19 protein-coding genes and 1 tRNA gene are annotated in these 17590 nt (G+C 64.9%); 4 read left to right on the top strand and 16 right to left on the bottom strand.

Annotated features, from left to right (window positions below):
• Positions 1 to 3: 3 nt before the first annotated feature.
• From ACK5IR_RS08115 to rpmH, 15 genes are all read right to left on the bottom strand, one after another.
• Positions 4 to 1137, bottom strand: a complete 1134-nt coding sequence (locus ACK5IR_RS08115) for an ABC transporter permease (RefSeq protein ID WP_416927716.1) — start codon at positions 1135 to 1137, stop codon at positions 4 to 6.
• A complete protein-coding gene (locus tag ACK5IR_RS08110; protein WP_416927714.1) occupies positions 1134 to 2063 on the bottom strand; it encodes an ABC transporter ATP-binding protein in 930 nt (309 codons plus the stop codon). The genes ACK5IR_RS08115 and ACK5IR_RS08110 overlap by 4 nt, the downstream gene beginning before the upstream one ends.
• On the bottom strand, positions 2060 to 3013 hold the full coding sequence (locus ACK5IR_RS08105; RefSeq protein ID WP_416927712.1) for an HlyD family secretion protein: 954 nt from the start codon (positions 3011 to 3013) through the stop codon (positions 2060 to 2062). Before ACK5IR_RS08105 ends, ACK5IR_RS08110 begins: the two co-directional genes overlap by 4 nt.
• Positions 3010 to 3672: a CerR family C-terminal domain-containing protein gene (locus ACK5IR_RS08100; protein WP_416927710.1), complete on the bottom strand. Its 663-nt coding sequence runs from the start codon at positions 3670 to 3672 to the stop codon at positions 3010 to 3012. The genes ACK5IR_RS08105 and ACK5IR_RS08100 overlap by 4 nt, the downstream gene beginning before the upstream one ends.
• Positions 3673 to 3791: 119 nt before the next feature.
• Entirely contained in the window at positions 3792 to 4292 is a 501-nt protein-coding gene (locus ACK5IR_RS08095; RefSeq protein WP_416927708.1) for a SixA phosphatase family protein, read from the bottom strand.
• A complete protein-coding gene (locus tag ACK5IR_RS08090) occupies positions 4289 to 4972 on the bottom strand; it encodes a ferredoxin (RefSeq protein ID WP_416927706.1) in 684 nt (227 codons plus the stop codon). The genes ACK5IR_RS08095 and ACK5IR_RS08090 overlap by 4 nt, the downstream gene beginning before the upstream one ends.
• Before the next feature lie 45 nt (positions 4973 to 5017).
• On the bottom strand, positions 5018 to 5905 hold the full coding sequence (gene argB / locus ACK5IR_RS08085) for an acetylglutamate kinase (RefSeq protein ID WP_416927704.1): 888 nt from the start codon (positions 5903 to 5905) through the stop codon (positions 5018 to 5020).
• Between the two features lie 142 nt (positions 5906 to 6047).
• On the bottom strand, positions 6048 to 6701 hold the full coding sequence (gene yihA / locus ACK5IR_RS08080; RefSeq protein WP_416927702.1) for a ribosome biogenesis GTP-binding protein YihA/YsxC: 654 nt from the start codon (positions 6699 to 6701) through the stop codon (positions 6048 to 6050).
• Positions 6698 to 7456, bottom strand: a complete 759-nt coding sequence (locus ACK5IR_RS08075; RefSeq protein WP_416927700.1) for an MOSC domain-containing protein — start codon at positions 7454 to 7456, stop codon at positions 6698 to 6700. The genes yihA and ACK5IR_RS08075 overlap by 4 nt, the downstream gene beginning before the upstream one ends.
• Entirely contained in the window at positions 7453 to 9261 is a 1809-nt protein-coding gene (gene yidC / locus ACK5IR_RS08070; RefSeq protein WP_416927698.1) for a membrane protein insertase YidC, read from the bottom strand. Before yidC ends, ACK5IR_RS08075 begins: the two co-directional genes overlap by 4 nt.
• A 428-nt stretch (positions 9262 to 9689) precedes the next feature.
• The gene (locus ACK5IR_RS08065; RefSeq protein ID WP_416927696.1) at positions 9690 to 11228 is read right to left on the bottom strand and encodes a putative bifunctional diguanylate cyclase/phosphodiesterase; all 1539 of its coding nucleotides are present in this window, start codon (positions 11226 to 11228) and stop codon (positions 9690 to 9692) included.
• A gap of 77 nt (positions 11229 to 11305) precedes the next feature.
• Positions 11306 to 12169, bottom strand: a complete 864-nt coding sequence (gene ttcA, locus ACK5IR_RS08060; protein ID WP_416927694.1) for a tRNA 2-thiocytidine(32) synthetase TtcA — start codon at positions 12167 to 12169, stop codon at positions 11306 to 11308.
• An 87-nt stretch (positions 12170 to 12256) separates the two neighbouring features.
• The gene (yidD, locus tag ACK5IR_RS08055; RefSeq protein WP_416927692.1) at positions 12257 to 12514 is read right to left on the bottom strand and encodes a membrane protein insertion efficiency factor YidD; all 258 of its coding nucleotides are present in this window, start codon (positions 12512 to 12514) and stop codon (positions 12257 to 12259) included.
• On the bottom strand, positions 12511 to 12870 hold the full coding sequence (gene rnpA / locus ACK5IR_RS08050; RefSeq protein ID WP_416927690.1) for a ribonuclease P protein component: 360 nt from the start codon (positions 12868 to 12870) through the stop codon (positions 12511 to 12513). Before rnpA ends, yidD begins: the two co-directional genes overlap by 4 nt.
• A 12-nt stretch (positions 12871 to 12882) precedes the next feature.
• Positions 12883 to 13017 carry a 50S ribosomal protein L34 gene (rpmH, locus tag ACK5IR_RS08045; protein ID WP_072791770.1) on the bottom strand — a complete coding sequence of 45 codons (135 nt, stop codon included), beginning with the start codon at positions 13015 to 13017 and terminating at the stop codon, positions 12883 to 12885.
• A gap of 307 nt (positions 13018 to 13324) precedes the next feature.
• Between rpmH and ACK5IR_RS08040 the strand changes: the two genes are divergently transcribed.
• From ACK5IR_RS08040 to ACK5IR_RS08025, 4 genes are all read left to right on the top strand, one after another.
• Entirely contained in the window at positions 13325 to 14047 is a 723-nt protein-coding gene (locus tag ACK5IR_RS08040; protein ID WP_416927688.1) for a TVP38/TMEM64 family protein, read from the top strand.
• A 3-nt stretch (positions 14048 to 14050) separates the two neighbouring features.
• Positions 14051 to 15466: a dihydrolipoyl dehydrogenase family protein gene (locus tag ACK5IR_RS08035; protein ID WP_416927686.1), complete on the top strand. Its 1416-nt coding sequence runs from the start codon at positions 14051 to 14053 to the stop codon at positions 15464 to 15466.
• A gap of 14 nt (positions 15467 to 15480) precedes the next feature.
• A complete protein-coding gene (locus ACK5IR_RS08030) occupies positions 15481 to 16857 on the top strand; it encodes an ATP-binding protein (protein ID WP_416927684.1) in 1377 nt (458 codons plus the stop codon).
• A gap of 77 nt (positions 16858 to 16934) precedes the next feature.
• Positions 16935 to 17011: transfer RNA gene (locus tag ACK5IR_RS08025), tRNA-Arg, on the top strand.
• Here ACK5IR_RS08025 and ACK5IR_RS08020 read toward each other — a convergent pair.
• On the bottom strand, positions 16974 to 17264 hold the full coding sequence (locus tag ACK5IR_RS08020) for a hypothetical protein (RefSeq protein ID WP_416927682.1): 291 nt from the start codon (positions 17262 to 17264) through the stop codon (positions 16974 to 16976). The two genes, ACK5IR_RS08025 and ACK5IR_RS08020, sit on opposite strands and share 38 nt — an antisense overlap.
• Between the last annotated feature and the right edge of the window lie 326 nt (positions 17265 to 17590).

Genomic DNA, 17590 nt, shown 5'->3' with positions numbered 1-17590 from the left:
GGGTCAGTCGAGCGTCCGGCGGAACCGCAGCAGCGCCAGCAGCGCATAGACCAGCACGAAGACCAGCAGCGCGGCCATCGGTGCGGTGACGTTCTGTATGCCTGCCCCCTTGAGCATGACCGCGCGGATCATGCGGATGAAGTGGGTGAGCGGGAAGAACTCGCCGATCACCTGTGCCCAGACCGGCATGCCACGGAAGGGGAACATGAACCCCGACAGCATCAGCGACGGCAGGAAGAAGAAGAACGAAAGCTGCATCGCCTGCATCTGCGTTTTCACCAGCGTGGAGAACGTGTAGCCGAGCAGCAGCAGCGCCAGCACGAAGACAAGCACGCCGATCAGCAGCAGCCCGAGCGGGCCCTGAAACGGTACATGGAACAAAAGCTTCGCGGCGATCAGAATGACCACCACCTGCACCGCACCGACGCCGAGATAGGGCAGAACCTTGCCCAGCATGATCTCGAGCCCGGTCGCCGGCATCGCCAGCAGGTTTTCCATGGTGCCGCGTTCGATCTCGCGCGTCAGCGCCATCGAGGTCATGATGACCATCGTCAGTTGCAAAATCACCCCAAGCAGACCGGGAACCGTATTGAACTGGGTGACCCCTTCGGGGTTGTAGCGGCGGTGGATAACAACCTCGAGCCGGCTGCGCGCTGCGTCGTCTGCTGCGGCGTCCTGCCCGCTTTCGTGCAGCAGGGCCTGCGCCGCGACCTGCCCGAGGGTCGAGATCGCACCCGAGGCGACGGCGGGGTCGGTGGCGTCGGCCTCGATCAGGATCTTTGGCTCGTCGCCCCGTTCGACCCGGCGGTCGAAATCGGACGGGATGGTGACGACAAACGCCACGACACCCCGTTCAAGCAGCGCCTCGGCCTCGGCGGCGCTGGAGCTGACGTACTCGAACCGATAATATCCGGTCAGTTCCAGCGCGGTGACGATGGCGCGCGAATAGCGGTCCTGCGTCGGGGCGACCAGCGCTGCGGGCAGGCCCTTGGGGTCGTTGTTGATGGCAAAGCCGAACAGGACAAGCTGAATGAGCGGCACGCCCAGCATCATCGCAAAGGTGAGCCGGTCGCGGCGCATCTGGGTGATTTCCTTGACCAGCAGCGCGCCGAGGCGGCGGAACGAGAGGAAACTCATGCCATGTTGTCCTGCGATTCGCCCATGAAGCGGATAAAGGCATCCTCGAGGCTGGTCTCGGTCGTGAACCGACGGGTTCCGGTTTCGGCGGCGACCTTCTCGACGGCGGATTTGAGCGCCGCAGGGTCGCGGCCCACCACATGCAGCGTGGTTCCGAAGGGTGCTACGTCATCGACCCCGGCATGGCCGCGAAGCATGCGCTCGGCCTGGTTCACGGCCTCGATCGGGCCCTCGATCAGATAGGTGGTCAGCCCCGCCTTGTCGATGACCTCCTGCACGGTGCCGGAGGCGACCAGCCTGCCATAGGAGATATAGTTGACGAAATGGCAGCGCTCGGCCTCGTCCATGTAATGGGTCGAGACCAGCACCGTCATGCCGCTGGCCGCGAAGTGGTGAATCTCTTCCCAGAAATCGCGCCGCGCCTTCGGGTCTACCCCGGCGGTGGGCTCGTCCAGCAGCAGCAGCTTCGGCTTGTGCATGGTGCAGGCCGCCAGCGCAAGCCGCTGCTTCCATCCGCCCGACAGGGTGCCGGCAAGCTGGTCCCGGCGGCTGGAGAGACCGAGCGTTTCAAGCGTGTCCGCCACCACCCTGCGCCGGCCGGCGATGCCATAGAGCCCGGCGACGAAGCTCAGGTTCTCGGCGATGGTCAGATCTTCGTAGAGCGAAAAGCGCTGTGTCATATAGCCGATTTCGTGCTTGATGGCGGCAGTTTCGCTGCCGAGCGGCCGGCCCAGAACCTCGCCCGTACCCTCGTCCGGGGTCAGCAGGCCGCAAACCACGCGCATCACCGTCGTCTTGCCCGAACCGTTGGGGCCGAGAAAGCCGGTGATCTGGCCGCTGTTGACCGTCATGCTGACATGATCGACCACCGTGTGGCCGCCGAAGCGCTTGACCCGCCCCTCGACACGTATCGCCGGGGCGCTCACGGTTCGGATTCCGGCCGCACATCGACTATCTGGCCGGGCTTCAGCCGCTCGCTGCCGGCATCGGGGCGTGCCTCGATCAGATAGACCAGCTTCTGCCGCGTTTCGAGCGAGTAGATCACTGGCGGGGTGAATTCGGGCTCGTCCGAAACATAGGTCACGGTTGCGGTCTGCCCGTCGGGGCAGGCGTCGCAATCGACCCTCAGAACGGTGCCGGGCACAATACGTGCCACATCGTGTTCCGGCACATACAGCCGCAACAGTACCGCGCCATCGGGCAGCATCGACAGGACAGGCGCCTGCGGTCCGGCGATCTCGCCCGGATCGCGCAACACCTCGTAGATTCTGCCGTTTGCCGGTGCGGTCAGGGTGCGCTGTTGCAGTTGCCAGATGGCCGCGTCCTTCTGCGCACCTGCCCGGGCCACGGCGGCCACGGCGGCCTCGATCTCGTGCGGCCGGGCGGGCAGTTTTGCCACGGCAAGGTTCGCCTCGACCTCGGCTACACGGGCACGGGCCATGTCGAGCCGGGTCTGCGCGTCGTCGGCCTCGGCCTGCGGCGTGATCCCGCGCAGGAGCAATCCCGCCTGACGCTCTGCCTGCCGTTCGGCCTCCACCGCGTCGGCGCGGGCCGAGGCCAGCGTTGCCTCGATCACGCTGATCTCTTCGGCGCGCCGTCCCTGGCGCAGGTTTGCCAGGTTGCTTTCGGCGTTCTCCATCGCCGCCGTCGCTTCGGCCACCGCAATTTCGGCGTCGCGGGTTTCCATCACCGCAAGCACGTCGCCGGCCGCGATCCGGCTGCCGCGCGCGACGTTGAGTGAGCCGACCTGGGCGGTGGCGATGGGTGCGATGAGACGGAACTCGCCCTCGACATAACCGGTGGCCAGCGGCGGTATCCCGGTACAGGCGGCGAAGAACGAGGCGAGGACGGGAATGGAGCAGATGAAATCGCTCATGGTGCGGGCTTTCGGCTGGCGGTGATAACGGCATCGAGATTGCTGCACAGCACGGCGGTAATCCGGTCGATCCGCGCCGGATCGAGCGTGTCCCATTCCATGCGCCTGAGCACAACCGGCTGGCCGATCCGGAAATAGAGCACCTGCCCGATTACCGAAAACAGGATCAGCCGGGTTTGTTCGTCTTCGGCCGGCTGACCGGTGGCAACCTCCCACAACCGGCAGAGCGCCGCATGGCGTGGCACCATCACGCCGGTGAAGATCGTCTCGAAGGCAGGTGAATCGTCCGACAATTCGCGCAGAACGAAAGCCACCATGTTTGCTGCCCGGCCGTCGGAGACGATAAAGCGGACAAAAGCCGACAGGACCTCCCTCAGCAATGCCGCCGCCTGGTCGGGCGTTTCGATCCGTGCCGTGTCGGTATCACGGACGACATTGGCGAGGCGGGCAGAGATTTCCTCGCCACAGGCCAGCCGCAGCGCTTCCTTGCCGCCGAAATGATACGAGATCGAGGCGACATTCGTTCCGGCGGCCCGGGCGATGGCGCGCGTGGTGGTACCGTCGAACCCCTTGCTGCCGAATAGCTCGATCGCCGCGTCGATCAGTGCCTTGCGGGTGGTATCGGTTCCGGTCCGTTCCGGTGTCGGTTCAGCGGACATCTCGTCATTCCAGTTTCAATCAAACGATTGATTAAATCAAATGACCAAAAAGTGCAAGCCGGAAATGCAACCCCCGGGGGCAGGGAAAAGCCGTCAGGATGACGCGGAAGAAAGCCGGTTCAATCGCCGCCGTCGGTCAGGTCGTGTGGTGTCAGGAAGTCGCGCACGACGCCGGTTTCGGGCTGAAGGGCGGCGAAGCTGTCGATATCGAAATCGGCCACCAGCAGCGATCCTGTGGGGAAATCGTCGAAACGCGGGTGATCCGGCCTGGCGGCGACAAGCAGGTGCGCAAGTCGCGCGATACCGGGGTTGTGGCCGATCAGCAGCACGGTATCGCCCCGCGCCTTGCGCAGCGCATCAAGCAGCGCGGCGGTGTCGGCATTGTACAACTCGTCCCGCAGATCGGGCGCGCCCTCCAGCCCCATCTCCTCCCAGGTTTCCCGTGTGCGGCGCGCCGACGAGCAAAGCACCTGATCTGGCACCCATTCCGATTGCTGCACCCATGCGCCGAGCGCTCTGGCGCCGCGTTTGCCGCGCTTGTTCAGCGAGCGGTCGAAATCGTCGATATCGGGGTTCTGCCAGCTTGATTTGGCGTGACGAAGAAGGATCAGGTGTTTCATGTCATTCGATGAAAGGCGCGCATGTGAAAGGCCGACTGGGCCGGAGAGCGGGGATAGCGGCGGCTGACCGGACAGACACGGCGCGCGGCGCATCCGTTCTCCAGACAGTCGGTGCCTTCGGCGGTGTCGAGATACCGATGGCAGGCGGTGAGGTCGTACCCGGTCGAAGCGAGGGCGTCCACCGGGCAGGCGCTGCGGCAGGGGCTTGTTTTGCAAGTGTCGCAGGGGCGCGGCGCGGCGCCGGGCAGCGCGATCCGCCGGGTCAGGGCCAGTGCGCCCCGGATCGACAGGAAGAGCCCGGCCCGGTCATGCACCAGCATCGCCACCGGGGATGGCCATGCGTGGCCGGTCCGTCGCGCCCAGTCGAAAAACGGCAGGTAGGGCGGGCCATCGAACGGAAAGAGCGCAGCAGCCCTGCTTGCCTGCGCCCAGCCGCCGATAACGCGCCGCGACCAGCGGTCCAGCGGATCGGGGTTCCCGTCGCGAAATTCCGGCGCGGCCGAAACTTCGGGCCAGAATCCGGGCTCCCTTGGGGCCAGCAACAGCAATGTTGCCGTGCCGGGCGGAAGGCCCGCCTCGTCCGGCGCGGGATGGAAGCCGCCCATGATCGACAGCCAATGCTCCGCTGCGGTGCGGTCTGTGGCCTCGTATTCGGCGAAACTGGAAGGCTCGGGCGGCATGGTGTGGCGATCATAGGCCGTTAGCGGTCAATGCGAAGCCAAAAATCACATGCGGCGCGGATTCTGTTCGACGGGGATGCGGATCAGCGATCCGGCGCCGTGATCGGTGAACAGTTCCAGCAGACAGGCATTGGGCGCCCGCCCGTCGAGGATAACCACCGCCCGGACCCCGCCGGCGATCGCCGCCAGCGCGGTTTCCGTCTTGGGGATCATGCCGCCGGCAATCACGCCCTTGCGTGTCAGTTCACGAACGTGCTCCGGGGTAAGCTGGGTAACGACCTCGCCGCTCTCGTCCTTGACCCCCGCGACATCGGTCAGCAGCAACAGGCGGTCGGCCCTGAGCGCGGCGGCGACGGCACCCGCAGCGGTATCGCCGTTGACGTTGAACGTCTCGCCGTTGCGACCGGCGCCGAGCGGAGCGACGACGGGGATGATCCTGTGCCCGTGCATCTGGCGGATCAGATCCGGCGAAACCTCGACCGGCTGTCCGACAAGACCCAGCGCCGGATCGAGCGGATCGCAGACCATCATGTTGGCGTCCTTGCCCGAAAGGCCCACGGCACGGCCACCCTGACCGTTGATCGCCTGTACGATACGCTTGTTGACCAGTCCGGACAGCACCATTTCGACCACCTCCATAGTGGCCTCGTCGGTGACGCGCTTGCCGTTGACGAACTCCGACCTGATATCCAGCCGTTTCAGCAGGTCGTTGATCATCGGGCCGCCGCCGTGAACGATCACCGGGTGCACGCCGACCTGATTCATCAGCACGATGTCGCGGGCGAAGCTGTCCATCTGCTCGGCGTCGCCCATCGCGTGACCGCCGAACTTGATGACCACGGTCGCGCCGGTATAGCGCTGAAGATAGGGCAGGGCCTCGGAAAGGGTGCGGGCGGTGGCGATCCAGTCGCGGTTCATCGTCTGTTTTCTCATCTCGGGCAGGGCTCAGGTCCGGTTAGAAGTCTGCTGTTACGCCGGCGAAGATCGGCTGCCAAGGGTGAAGTGCCGGCGAACCGGCGCAGCGATGCCGCATCGGACGGTTGGCGTCGCGCCGTCGCCGCGTCGGGTCGCGCGATCAGGCGAGCCCGGCAATGATGCTGCGCAAGGTGGGAATGCCGTCGCCCGTCTCGGACGAGGTCAACACCAGTTCCGGATAGGCGGCGGGGTGAGGCTGCAATGCGCCGCGCACCTGTTCGAGCACCGCGTCCTGCGCGGCGGCCTTTACCTTGTCGGTCTTGGTCAGCACCACCTGGAACGGCACGGCGGCCTTGTCCAGCAGGGTCAGGATATCCTGATCCACCGTCTTGATCCCGTGGCGCGCATCGATCAGCACAAAGGCGCGGCGCAGCGTCGGGCGGCCCGACAGATAGGCCCTGAGCAGTTTCTGCCACTTTTCGACCACGGCAACCGGCGCTTTGGCAAATCCATAGCCGGGCAGGTCGACCAGATAATGCGTGTTGCCCAGCGTGAAGAAATTGATCTCCTGCGTGCGCCCGGGCGTGTTCGAGGCGCGCGCCAGCGCCTTGTGCCCGGTCAGCGCGTTGATCAGTGTCGACTTTCCGACATTCGAGCGCCCGGCGAAACAAACCTCGAGCCGGTTTGCCGGCGGCATGCCGGACATGGCCACCACGCCCTTGAGAAATGCCGCCTGCCCGGCGAAAAGCTTGCGCCCGCGCTCCTGCGCGGTTTCGTCGGGTGCGGCGGCGAGCGGAAAGGGAAGGCCCGTCACAGCAACTCGATCCTGTCGCCCAGGTGAAGGTGGCCGCCTGCCACGACGCGCGCGTAAACCCCGAAATCCTGATGCCCGAAAGCCGCCTTCAGCGCGCCGAGCGTGTCGATATCGGCGATCCCGGTCGCGGGGTTGGCCTTGGTCGCGTTGCACCGGGTGATCCGCTGTTCGATCCTGAGCACCGCATTGCCGATCCGGATCCGCCGGCCGATCCAGTCGAACTCCTCGAAGGGCGCGACACCATCGAGCCAGAGGTTTCCGCGCCAGCGATGGATCGACAGATCCTGGCCGACCCGCGCACCGAGGTCGCGGTTGGATTCGACATTGAGGATCGAAACGAACGGCTCCGGCCGGTCGGTCATGGCCTGATCCGGCACCCGCACCAGCCGGGCGGGCGCCGGCCGGTTTTCGGGCCACATCGGCGCGATCCACGCGACCAGCGCGGCCGAACCCGCTTCGGTGTCGGGGGCGAATTCGATCGGCGCCGCGTTCGGGTGGGTCAGGGCGATCCAGTTCAGATCGTCGGAAAGCGTGGCGCGCACGGCCATCAGCGCCGGCGCCGCGACTCCGCGGACAAAATTGCGCTTGGCATACCATTTGTCGGGGGGGGCGCTGAACTCGGCTGCCTGGTGGGCCAGCGCCCACTTGCGGTCCGAGGGCAGCGCCTTTCCGGCCGTCAGATCGACCGAGGGCAATGCCTCCCACCCGATCGACTTGATCGGGTGGCGGCAGATATGGGCAAGCAGTCCGGTCACTTCGCGTCCGGCTTCTTCTTGCGCCGGAAGCTCGACGCGATATTGCCGAAGACGTCCGGCCTGAAGCCGTGCCGCCGCATGATCGTGTATTGCTGGATGAAGGTCAGCGTATTGTTGGTGATCCAGTAGAGCACCAGACCGCTGGCGAAATTCCCCAGCATGAACATGAAGACCCAGGGCATCCAGGCAAATATCATCTGCTGGGTCGGGTCGGTGGGCGCCGGGTTGAGCTTCTGCTGCATCCACATGGAAATGCCGAGCAGGATCGGCAGGATACCGAGCGACAGAAGCTGCAGCGGCCCGAGATCGGGCACCGCCCAGGGCAGCAGCCCGAAGAGATTCAGGATCGACGACGGGTCAGGCGCCGACAGGTCGCGGATCCAGCCGATCCACGGCGCCTGCCGGAGCTCGATGGTGACGAAGATCACCTTGTAGAGCGAGAAGAAGATGGGAATTTGCAGAAGGATCGGCAGGCAGCCCGAAGCCGGGTTCACCTTTTCCTTCTTGTAAAGCTCCATCATCTCTTTTTGCAGCATCTGCCGGTCCTCGCCGGCGCGCTCCTTGAGCTTCTCCATCTCGGGCTGAAGCTCCTTCATCTTGGCCATCGACGAATAGGACTTGTAGGCCAGCGGGAAGAGGATCGTCTTGATCAGCAGCGTCAGACCGATGATCGACCAGCCCATGTTGCCGATCAGATTGTTGAGAAAATGCAGCACGCGGAAGATCGGTTTGGTCAGGAAGAAGAACCAGCCCCAGTCGATCGAATCGACGAACCGGTGGACGTTCTCGTCCTGCTCGTAATGGCGGATCGTCTCCCATTCCTTGGCGCCGGCGAACAGCCGGGTGGTTTTCGAGACCGTCTGCCCCGGAGCGATTTCCTGTGCCGGATAGATGGTCTGGGTCTGGTAGATGGGCGTACCCGCCTGATAGAGCATGACCTGATCGAAGGTCTCGCCCTCGTCGGGGATCAGCGTGGTCATCCAGTACTTGTCGGTGAAACCGATCCAGCCCTGCGAGACATCCTCGGTCGTCGAAGCCTGCGCGCCGCGCGCCGGATCGGTTTCGAGGTCTTCCATGTCGCCATAATCCTGCTCGGTCAGCTTGCCGTCGGCCATGGCGACGACGCCTTCGTGCAGGATGAAGAAATTGGCCAGATTCGGCAGGCCGTGCCGGGCGATGATGCCATAGGGGGCGGCCCGCTGCGCGGTTCCGGTCGGGTTCTGGACCGACTGGATCACGGTGAACATGTACTTGTCGTCCACCGAGATCTCGCGGCGGAAGATCAGCCCCGACGGGCTGTCCCATCGCAGTGTGACGGCGCTTTCCGGCGTCAGCTTCTCGCCTCCTTCAAGCGCCCACAGCGTATCGGTGCCCGGCACGTCGGCGGGTGTCAGGGTGCCCCCCGGCGCCCAGCCGAACAGGGAATAATACGAAAGCGGCCCGCCCACCGGGCGCAGCAGTGTCACCTCGGGCGAGTCGGCTTCGATGGTTTCGTGGTAGTCGCTCAGCAGCAATTCGTCGAGGCGTCCGCCGGCCAGCGAAATCGAGCCGCTGAGCCGCGGAGTCTCGACCGCGACACGTGGCGCGTCCGACACCGGGGTAACATCGGTGGTTGCCGCCGGCAGGCCGGTTTCGGCCATTTGCGGTACCGTCGCCGATGTCTGGCCCGGGGAATCGGTCGCCACCGCAGCCGGATCGTTCGGGCTGACAATCGGTTCGGGCGGCGGGAACAGCAAGAACCAGATCAGGATCACGATGAAGCTGAGAGCCGTGGCGAGAATGAGATTCTTGTTCTGATCGTCCATCGGGGGAACACCGACATCCTTGTTTTCCGGGTTGGAAGGGGTTCAATCCGCCACAGGCCGAAACGTCAAGCAGATTCCCCATCGCGGGAGCTTTCGCAGGTCATGATCTGCCGGTGCGATCCGCGCTTGCCGGCAGCGGAACCCGAACATACAGGCCGGGTTAGCGGCGATGCGGCGCCGGTTCTGGCGACGGCAGCGGTGTCGATAGGACGCGCCTGCAAACCGTCACCCCGGTGCTCTCGCCTTTTGGTGTTACGCTGGTGCAACGCGAGTTCGAGGATGAAGATCGCTTCCGTCAGCAATATCGATATGCGATTGCACCTGCGTCAGGATGATGGGTTCCGAACCCGCGCTCTTCTGCGCATCGCGAAGGATGGCGAGCCCGTGTGACGGGATTGTGGAATTACGCAATTCGTCGCTCGCCGGTCTCAGCTTGTTGAACGGTCGATGCCGGGGATCGCTCCGAGCTTCGCCATATGGCGCTCCATCCAAACAGGCGTTTCGTCCACCGGCATGGGGCGTGCAACCGAAAATCCCTGAACGTGGTTGCAGCCAAGCTGTGCCATCATGGCATGCTCGCCGATCGTCTCGACCCCTTCGGCAATGGTCTCGAGATCGAGTTGCTGCGCCATCGACAGGATCGCCGTGACCAGTCTGCGCTGTTCGCGCTCGGAATCGACATTTCGCACGAAGCTGCGGTCGATCTTGATCCGGCTGACGGCAAAACGGCGGATGTTGCTGATCGAGGCATGACGCGTACCGAAATCGTCGAGGTCGATCTGACAGCCGAGTGCCGCCAGCGCGGCGATATTGGCGATGATGGTGTCGTTCTCGCTTTCGACCACAACGGATTCGAGGATTTCGACGTTCAGCCGGTCGGGAGTCAGGTCGAACCGGTCCAGTTCCCAGCGAATCCTGTCGACCAGGCGCGGATTGCGCAGTTCGGCGGCCGAAAAGTTGAAGGCGATGCGCGGGACGCGAAAACCGGCACGGTCCCAGAAGCGAAGCGCCGAAAGCCCGCGAAACAGCATCAGTTCACCCAGCCGTTCCGACAATCCGGCGATTTCGGCGGCATCGAGAAACTCCGACGGTTCGATCACGCCACGTTCGGGATGCACCCAGCGGGCCAGGGTTTCGAAGCCGGATACCATGCCGGTGTCGGTCGAGATCTGCGGCTGGAACCACGCCTGTATCTGTCCGTCTTCGAAGGCTGACGCGACCTGTGTTTCGAGCGCATGACGACGTTCGACCGCAGCGGTCATTTCGGGAGAGAAGGCGCGGATGGCGCCCCGCCCCGCCCGCCGCGCCTCGTCGAGTGCGATCTCGGCCGCCGTCAGCAACGCTTCTGCGCCGGGTGCGGGGCTGCGGCGCCCCAGACACAGGCCCACCGAGGCGGAGACATGGACGGTTGCGCCGCCGATGCTGAACGGCTCGGCGATGGCTGCCTGAATCCGTTCGGAAACCTGCAATCCGATATCGAGATTCGCCTTGCGGAGCGGGCCGAGCACCACCCCGAAACGGTGTTCGACCAGTCGCGCCGGTGTGTCGTCGGGGCGCAGCATGTCGACGATCCGGTCCGCCGTCTTGCGCAGGACTTCCCGTGCGCCCGCGCTGCCAAGCGAGTCGACGATTTCGGAGAAATCGTCGATCTGGATGGCGAAGACGATCGTCGACCGCTCCTTTCCGGCAAAATGCGCCAGATGCGACGCGATGGTTTCGACCAGCAGCGCGCGGTTTGCCAGACCTGTGAGCGGGTCGATCCACTTGTCCGGGTGGGCGGAATCGAGCGCCTGGGCGATCAGCAGCAGCGTGGGAACGGCAATCGCGGCGATTATCAGCAACCCCTCGCCGCCATACCAGTACCCGCCAAGCATCAGCGCCGGCAGAAAGGTCAGCGCGTGCGGGTGAATCAACCTGTCGTTCAGCCTGCGCAGCAGGTTGCGCAGGTGCAGGGCTGGCCTTGGCATGGTCCGGTCCTCGCTTCGGCGGCGGAGCGCCGTCGCGAGGGAGGTTAGAGCCCGGGTGTCAGCAGGGTCTTAACGGCCTACCGGAGTTTCGGCGCAATTTCGGTCGAATTTTCCGCGCTCCGGGTCAGCCCGGCAAAGTCGAACAGCGCCGGATCGAGCAGGTGCGACGGGCGGGTATTCATCAGTGCGCGGAACATCTTCTGCCGCCGGCCCGGGTGATTTGCTTCCCACCCGTCGATCAGCGCCTTGATCTGCCGGCGTTGCAGCCCGTCCTGGCTGCCGCAAAGATCGCAGGGGATGATCGGATAGTTCATCGCCCGCGCGAATTTATCGCAATCGGCCTCGGCCACATGGGCCAGCGGACGATAAACGAAGAGGTCGCCCTCCTCGTTGACAAGCTTCGGCGGCATGGTTGCCAGCCGGCTGCCGTGAAAAAGGTTCATGAAGAAGGTTTCGAGAATGTCGTCGCGGTGATGGCCCAGCACCACCGCGCTGCACTCTTCCTCGCGCGCGATGCGATAGAGATTGCCGCGCCGCAGCCGCGAGCAGAGCGCGCAATAGGTCCGCCCCTCGGGCACCTTGTCCATGACGATGGAATAGGTATCGCGATATTCGATCCGGTGCGGCACGCCCATCCGCGCGAGAAATTCCGGCAGAACCGTCGCCGGAAAGCCCGGTTGCCCCTGATCGAGGTTGCAGGCCAGCAGATCCACCGGCAGCAGCCCGCGCCATTGCAATTCGTGCAGCGCGGCGAGCAGGGTATAGCTGTCCTTGCCGCCCGACAGGCAGACGAGCCAGCGTGCGCCGCGCTCGATCATGCCGTATTGCTCGACCGCTTCGCGCACGTTGCGGACGATCCGCTTGCGCAGCTTCCGGAACCCGGTCGATGACGGGGCGCCGTGAAACAGCGGATGGATGTCTTCGGCATCGGTGTCGAGCATGCGGGATCCCTGGGATGGCCGGCCTTTCATGGCATGCCTTATGTCAGCTTGACCGTCGCGGGCAAACAGCTTTCGCCGCAGATGATGTCATTCGTGGCGATGGGCGCAATCGTGTTCGGGGTCGCTCCCCGGAACCGGGTCGTAGCCGCTCGACCCCCACGGATGGCAGCGCCCGATCCGCCGTATGGCCAGCCAGCCGCCCCGGAAAGCGCCATGCCTGCGCAACGCTTCGAGCGCATAGGACGAACAGGTCGGCTGGTAGCGGCAATTGTGGCCGACCCATGGCGAGAATATCAGCCGGTAGCCGCGCACCGGCAGGGACAGAAGCAGTGCGAGCGGGCTCATGTCCGGCTGGTTCCGGGCCGATGCACACGCCGGAGCGCACATTCCAGATCGGTCACGAGGCTGTCGAACGGTCGCGTTGCCGTCGTCCCGGCGCGGCCGATCAGCACGTAATCCCACCCGGGCCGCCCGCCATGCGCCAGAACGTCCCGGGCGACGGCGCGCAGGCGGCGTTTGGCGCGGTTGCGGGCAACCGCGTTGCCGACCTTGCGCGAACAGGTAAAGCCGACCCGCGTGATCGTCGGGTCGGCCTCGTCCTCGCGGCGCTTGCGCGCCTGTAACAGGAATCCCGGTGTTCCGGCGCGGCCCGCGCGGGCCGCGGCCAGGAAATCGGCGCGTCTGGTGAGGGTGGCCAGCATGGCCGCCCGGCCTTATGCGCTGAGCGCCTTCCGGCCACGCGCGCGGCGGGCATTGAGGATCTTGCGGCCGGCTTTCGTTGCCATGCGCGCCCGGAATCCATGCCGGCGCTTGCGGACGAGGTTGGAAGGCTGATAGGTGCGTTTCATCGCTCCGTCTCCGTCAATTCTAGCGTATTGGCCCAAATCCGGCGGCGGATTCGAAGGCGCGTCTATCTCGAAGTCAGCCCTCTACGCGCTTCCCGGCATCAAGTCAATTCGCTGTCGCCGGGTTCGTGCAACAATTCGGACGGCCCGCGCCGGCCGATGTAACACGCCGCCACCGGATCGGCCATCGCATCACAATATCGCCACAGGCGGATCAACCGCGCGTGACCCCCCTGTCGCGTCGCCTTTCGGTGTCGCATGTTGGGCGCATTAGGGAATGGTGGTGAAAGTACCCTGATCGGTGAAAGAGATGACGAAACAAGGTTCCGGCACCCGGCTGCGGGTGCTTCCGCTGATCCTGATCGGGCTTGCGGCGGCGACCGGTGCCGTCACCCTGCGCGGCGTTCTGAGCTTCGAGGCGCTGGCCGAGAATCAGGAGGCCCTGCTGGCGTTTCGCGATGCGCATGTTCTCGTCACGACCGTATCCTTCGTTCTCGCCTATGCGGCGGTTGTCGCGCTCAGCCTGCCGGGTGCCACGGCCGCGACGCTGGCGGGCGGCTTTCTGTTCGGCGTCTTTCCCGGCGCGCTGCTGAACGTGACCGGCGCCAGCCTGGGCGCGATCGGGATCTTTCTGGCGGCGCGCCAGGGGGTCGGCACGGCGCTGGCGGCACGGATGGACGCGGCTGACGGGCGGATAAGGCGGTTCAAGGACGGGATCGATGCAAACCAGTGGGAGATGCTGTTTCTGATCCGGCTGGTGCTGCTGGTTCCCTTTTTCGTTGCCAATCTCCTTCCGGCGCTGGTGGGCGTTCCGTTGCGCCGTTATGCGATCACCACCGTTCTCGGCATTGCTCCGGCGGCGATTGTCTATACCTCGCTCGGGGCCGGTCTGGGAAAGCTGATCGCTGCCGGCGAGGCGCCCGATCCGGGCGTGATCTTCAGCCCGCCGGTGCTGCTTCCGATCCTCGGGCTTTGCGCGCTGGCCGCGCTGCCGATGATCCTGCGCGCGCTCCGGCGCGATGACAGTCGCTGACCCATGCGCCGGATCAGGACCGACCTCTGCGTGATCGGAGCGGGCGCCGGCGGGCTGTCGCTGGCGGCGGGGGCGGTGCAGCTGGGTGCGCGGGTTGTCCTTCTCGAAGGCGGGCGGATGGGCGGGGATTGCCTGAATCACGGGTGCGTCCCGTCGAAGGCGCTGATCGCCGCCGCCCGGCACGCGCATATGCTGGGCAGCGGCGGCGCATTCGGGATTGCGCCGGTGGCGCCACGGGTCAATTTCGATGCCGTCATGGATCATGTGCGACGCAGTATCGCCACCATCGCGCCACACGACAGCCAGCAGCGGTTCGAGGAACTCGGGGTCGAGGTCATCCGCGACTACGGCCGTTTCACCGCGCCAGACGAGGTTCGTGCCGGCGATACGGCGATTGTGGCCCGTCGTTTCGTTATCGCCACCGGATCCTCGCCGGCGCTCCCGCAGATCCCGGGGCTTGCCGATGTGCCCTACCTGACCAACGAGACATTGTTCGGCCTGCGGGATTTGCCCGAACATCTGATCGTGATCGGCGGCGGTGCGATCGGGGTGGAAATGGCGCAGGCGTTCCGGCGGCTCGGCAGCGCGGTGACCGTTGTCGAGGCGGCGGACGTGCTGGGCGGCGAGGATCGGGAACTGGCCGGATTGCTGGTCGGCCGCCTTTCCGCCGAAGGTGTCGCATTTCGTCAGCAGACCACGATCGGGCATGTCCGCACCGAGAACGGCCAGATTGCCGTGGAAACGACGTCAGGCGGTTTTCGCGGCTCACATCTGCTGGTTGCAACGGGCCGGTGCCCCAATCTCGGCAGTCTGGGCCTGGATGTCGCGGGGGTTGCCCATGACGATGCGGGGGTCGCCGTCGATGCGCACCTGCGGAGCAGCAACCGGCGCGTCTATGCCATCGGCGACGTGACGGGCGGCATGCAGCAGACCCACGTCGCATCCCATCACGCCGGCGTTGTCGCCCGGACGATCCTGTTCGGCCTGCCGGCGCGGGCGCGACAGGACATTATCCCGCGCGCGATCTTCACTGATCCCGAGCTTGCCCGGATCGGCGCGACCGAAATGCAGGCACGCGCCCGTCACGGCGAGCGGCTCGAGGTGATACGCGAGCCGTTTTCCGCCAACGACCGCGCCGTTGTGGAAGGGGGTGCCGAAGGGCTCGTCAAGCTGCTGGCGGTGCGCGGCCACCTTGTCGGCGTGGCGATTCTGGGGCCGGGGGCGGGCGATCTGATCGCGCCCTGGGCGCTGATGGCCGCCAACCGGATGCCGCTGCGGGCGCTGAGCGGCGCCGTCCTGCCCTATCCGACGCTGGGTGAGGCCGGCAAGCGTGCCGCCGGGGCCTATTTCTCGCCCCGGCTGTTTGATAACCCTTGGATCAAGAGGCTCGTTGGCATCGTCCAGCGGCACGTTCCCTAGGGGTTCAGAAGCAGATGTTCTTCAATTCGCTTTCGGGCCGGTTCCTGATGCTGACGGTTGTCTTCGTCATGCTGGCCGAAGTGCTGATATTCGTTCCCTCGGTCGCCCGTTTCCGCGAGGATTTCCTTCAGGCGCGGCTCGAGCGGGCGCAGATCGCCTCGCTGTCGCTGCTGGCAACCGACGAGATGATCGATGCCGGTCTCGAGGCGGAGCTGCTGGAAAACGCGGGCGTGCTGAACGTGGTGCTGCGCCGCGACGAGATGCGCCAGCTTGTCCTCTCGTCGCCGATCCCCGAGCCGGTCCACGCCACCTATGACCTGCGCAACGCCGGCCCGTGGGACCTGATCCGCGATGCGATCGCCTGCCTGGCCGATCCGCGGACCGAGGTGATCCGTGTCATCGGGGAACCCGTCCAGCAGGCGGGGCTGCTGATCGAGATCACCATGCTGAGCGACGAATTGCGCAACGGCATGATCGACTACGGGGTGCGGGTCCTGATCCTGTCGGCCGTAATCTCGGTCGTTACCGCGCTGATGCTGTTTCTCGCCGTGCGCGGTCTGCTTGTGGTGCCGATCCGCAAGCTGGTTGCAGCGATGACGGCCTATGCCGCGGCCCCCGAGGATGCCCGTCACATCATCTCGCCCGAAGCCAGCGTCGCCGAACTGCGCGAGGCGGAAGAGGCGCTGCGTTCGATGGAAACCAGCCTGACCACCGCGCTTCGCCAGAAAGACAGGCTGGCGCAGCTCGGCGCTGCCGTGGCCAAGATCAGCCACGATCTGCGCAACATCCTGACCACCGCGCAATTGTTCGCCGACCGGATGGAGGACAGCGACGATCCGCGCGTGAAGCGCGCCGCCCCCAAGCTGGTCAATTCGATCTCGCGTGCGGTATCGCTGTGCGAATCGACCCTGGCCTTCGGCAAGGCCGAGGAGCCCGCGCCGCGCCTGCAACATGTCCAGCTTCTGCCGCTGGTCTCGGACATGCTGGAAAACGAACGGCTGGCCGCCGGGGATGCGCGGCTCGAACTTGTCGCGGATATTCCGCCGGGGCTGTCGCTGCGCGCCGACCCCGAGCAGCTTTTCCGGGTTCTGGCCAATCTCGTCCGTAACGCGCATCAGGCAATTGCCGCTTCGGGCAGGGCCGGAGAGATTCGCCTCTCTGCCGAGCAAAGCGATCACGCCTGGACGCTGACCGTTTCCGACACCGGCCCCGGCCTGCCGCCAAAAGCGGTGGAATATCTGTTCCAGCCCTTCCAGGGCGGAGCGCGCAAGGGCGGCTCGGGTCTCGGGCTCGCCATTTCGGCCGAACTGGTGCGCGGCCACGGCGGCGACCTGCGGCTGGTGCAAAGCGGCCCCGAAGGCACAACCTTCGAAATCCGGCTTCCCAAATGACCCGTGCCGGCAACGCCCGGGAAGTTGGATTTTGCCCCTTGCATCGCCGGGCCACCGCCGCTATCTGAACGTCTCACGCGCTGGTAGCTCAGTTGGATAGAGTACTTGACTACGAATCAAGGGGTCGGGGGTTCGAATCCTCCCCAGCGCGCCATTCCTAAATTGCCACCGCAAATATCCACTAAAGCCTTGAACGGTAAGGGTCTTTCTGGTGTTCGAAAACCGTTTTCACGGTCATATGCCAGTTGGTCCGCAAATGCCAATTTCAGGACCGTTTGACGGTGTTCGATTTGTCTATTTTCACATATTTTCCAATGGTTTGAGAGAAAGTTCATCGAGTGTTCGAACGTATCCTCGTAGGTGGCCAGCGGTTTGCCGCATTTTTCGATTTTCTCGCGTATGACCATGCGATCCTTTCGAGGTCGCCAATACGCTTCTCGTAGGCACGAATGACGGATTCGCTGTCGGCTTCGACAAGCCGATCATGAGTTTGTAGCGGCGCACCAAGTTTTGGACGGACGCACACTTCCTTTTAGAGTCCCCGATAGGGGATCAGTAAACCCCACGGCTTTAGCCGGCCTGGGATTGGAGCGGTTGCCGTGTAGACTGCGGGGTCGTGTCGCAAATGCTGTGGAAATTTCTGGCGGCACGCTCCGGGCATGTGATGGATCGGTCTTTCAGGCGGCGAGGTCAAGGGGCATGGGTTCGAGTGGCTGAGAGAGGGTTTCCCAGC

It is taken from the genome of Tropicimonas sp. (assembly GCF_047971885.1).
In the GTDB taxonomy this organism is placed as follows: Bacteria; Pseudomonadota; Alphaproteobacteria; order Rhodobacterales; family Rhodobacteraceae; genus Tropicimonas.
Note: the sequence above shows the minus strand (reverse complement) of the source record. Positions and strands in the feature narration are given on the sequence as shown.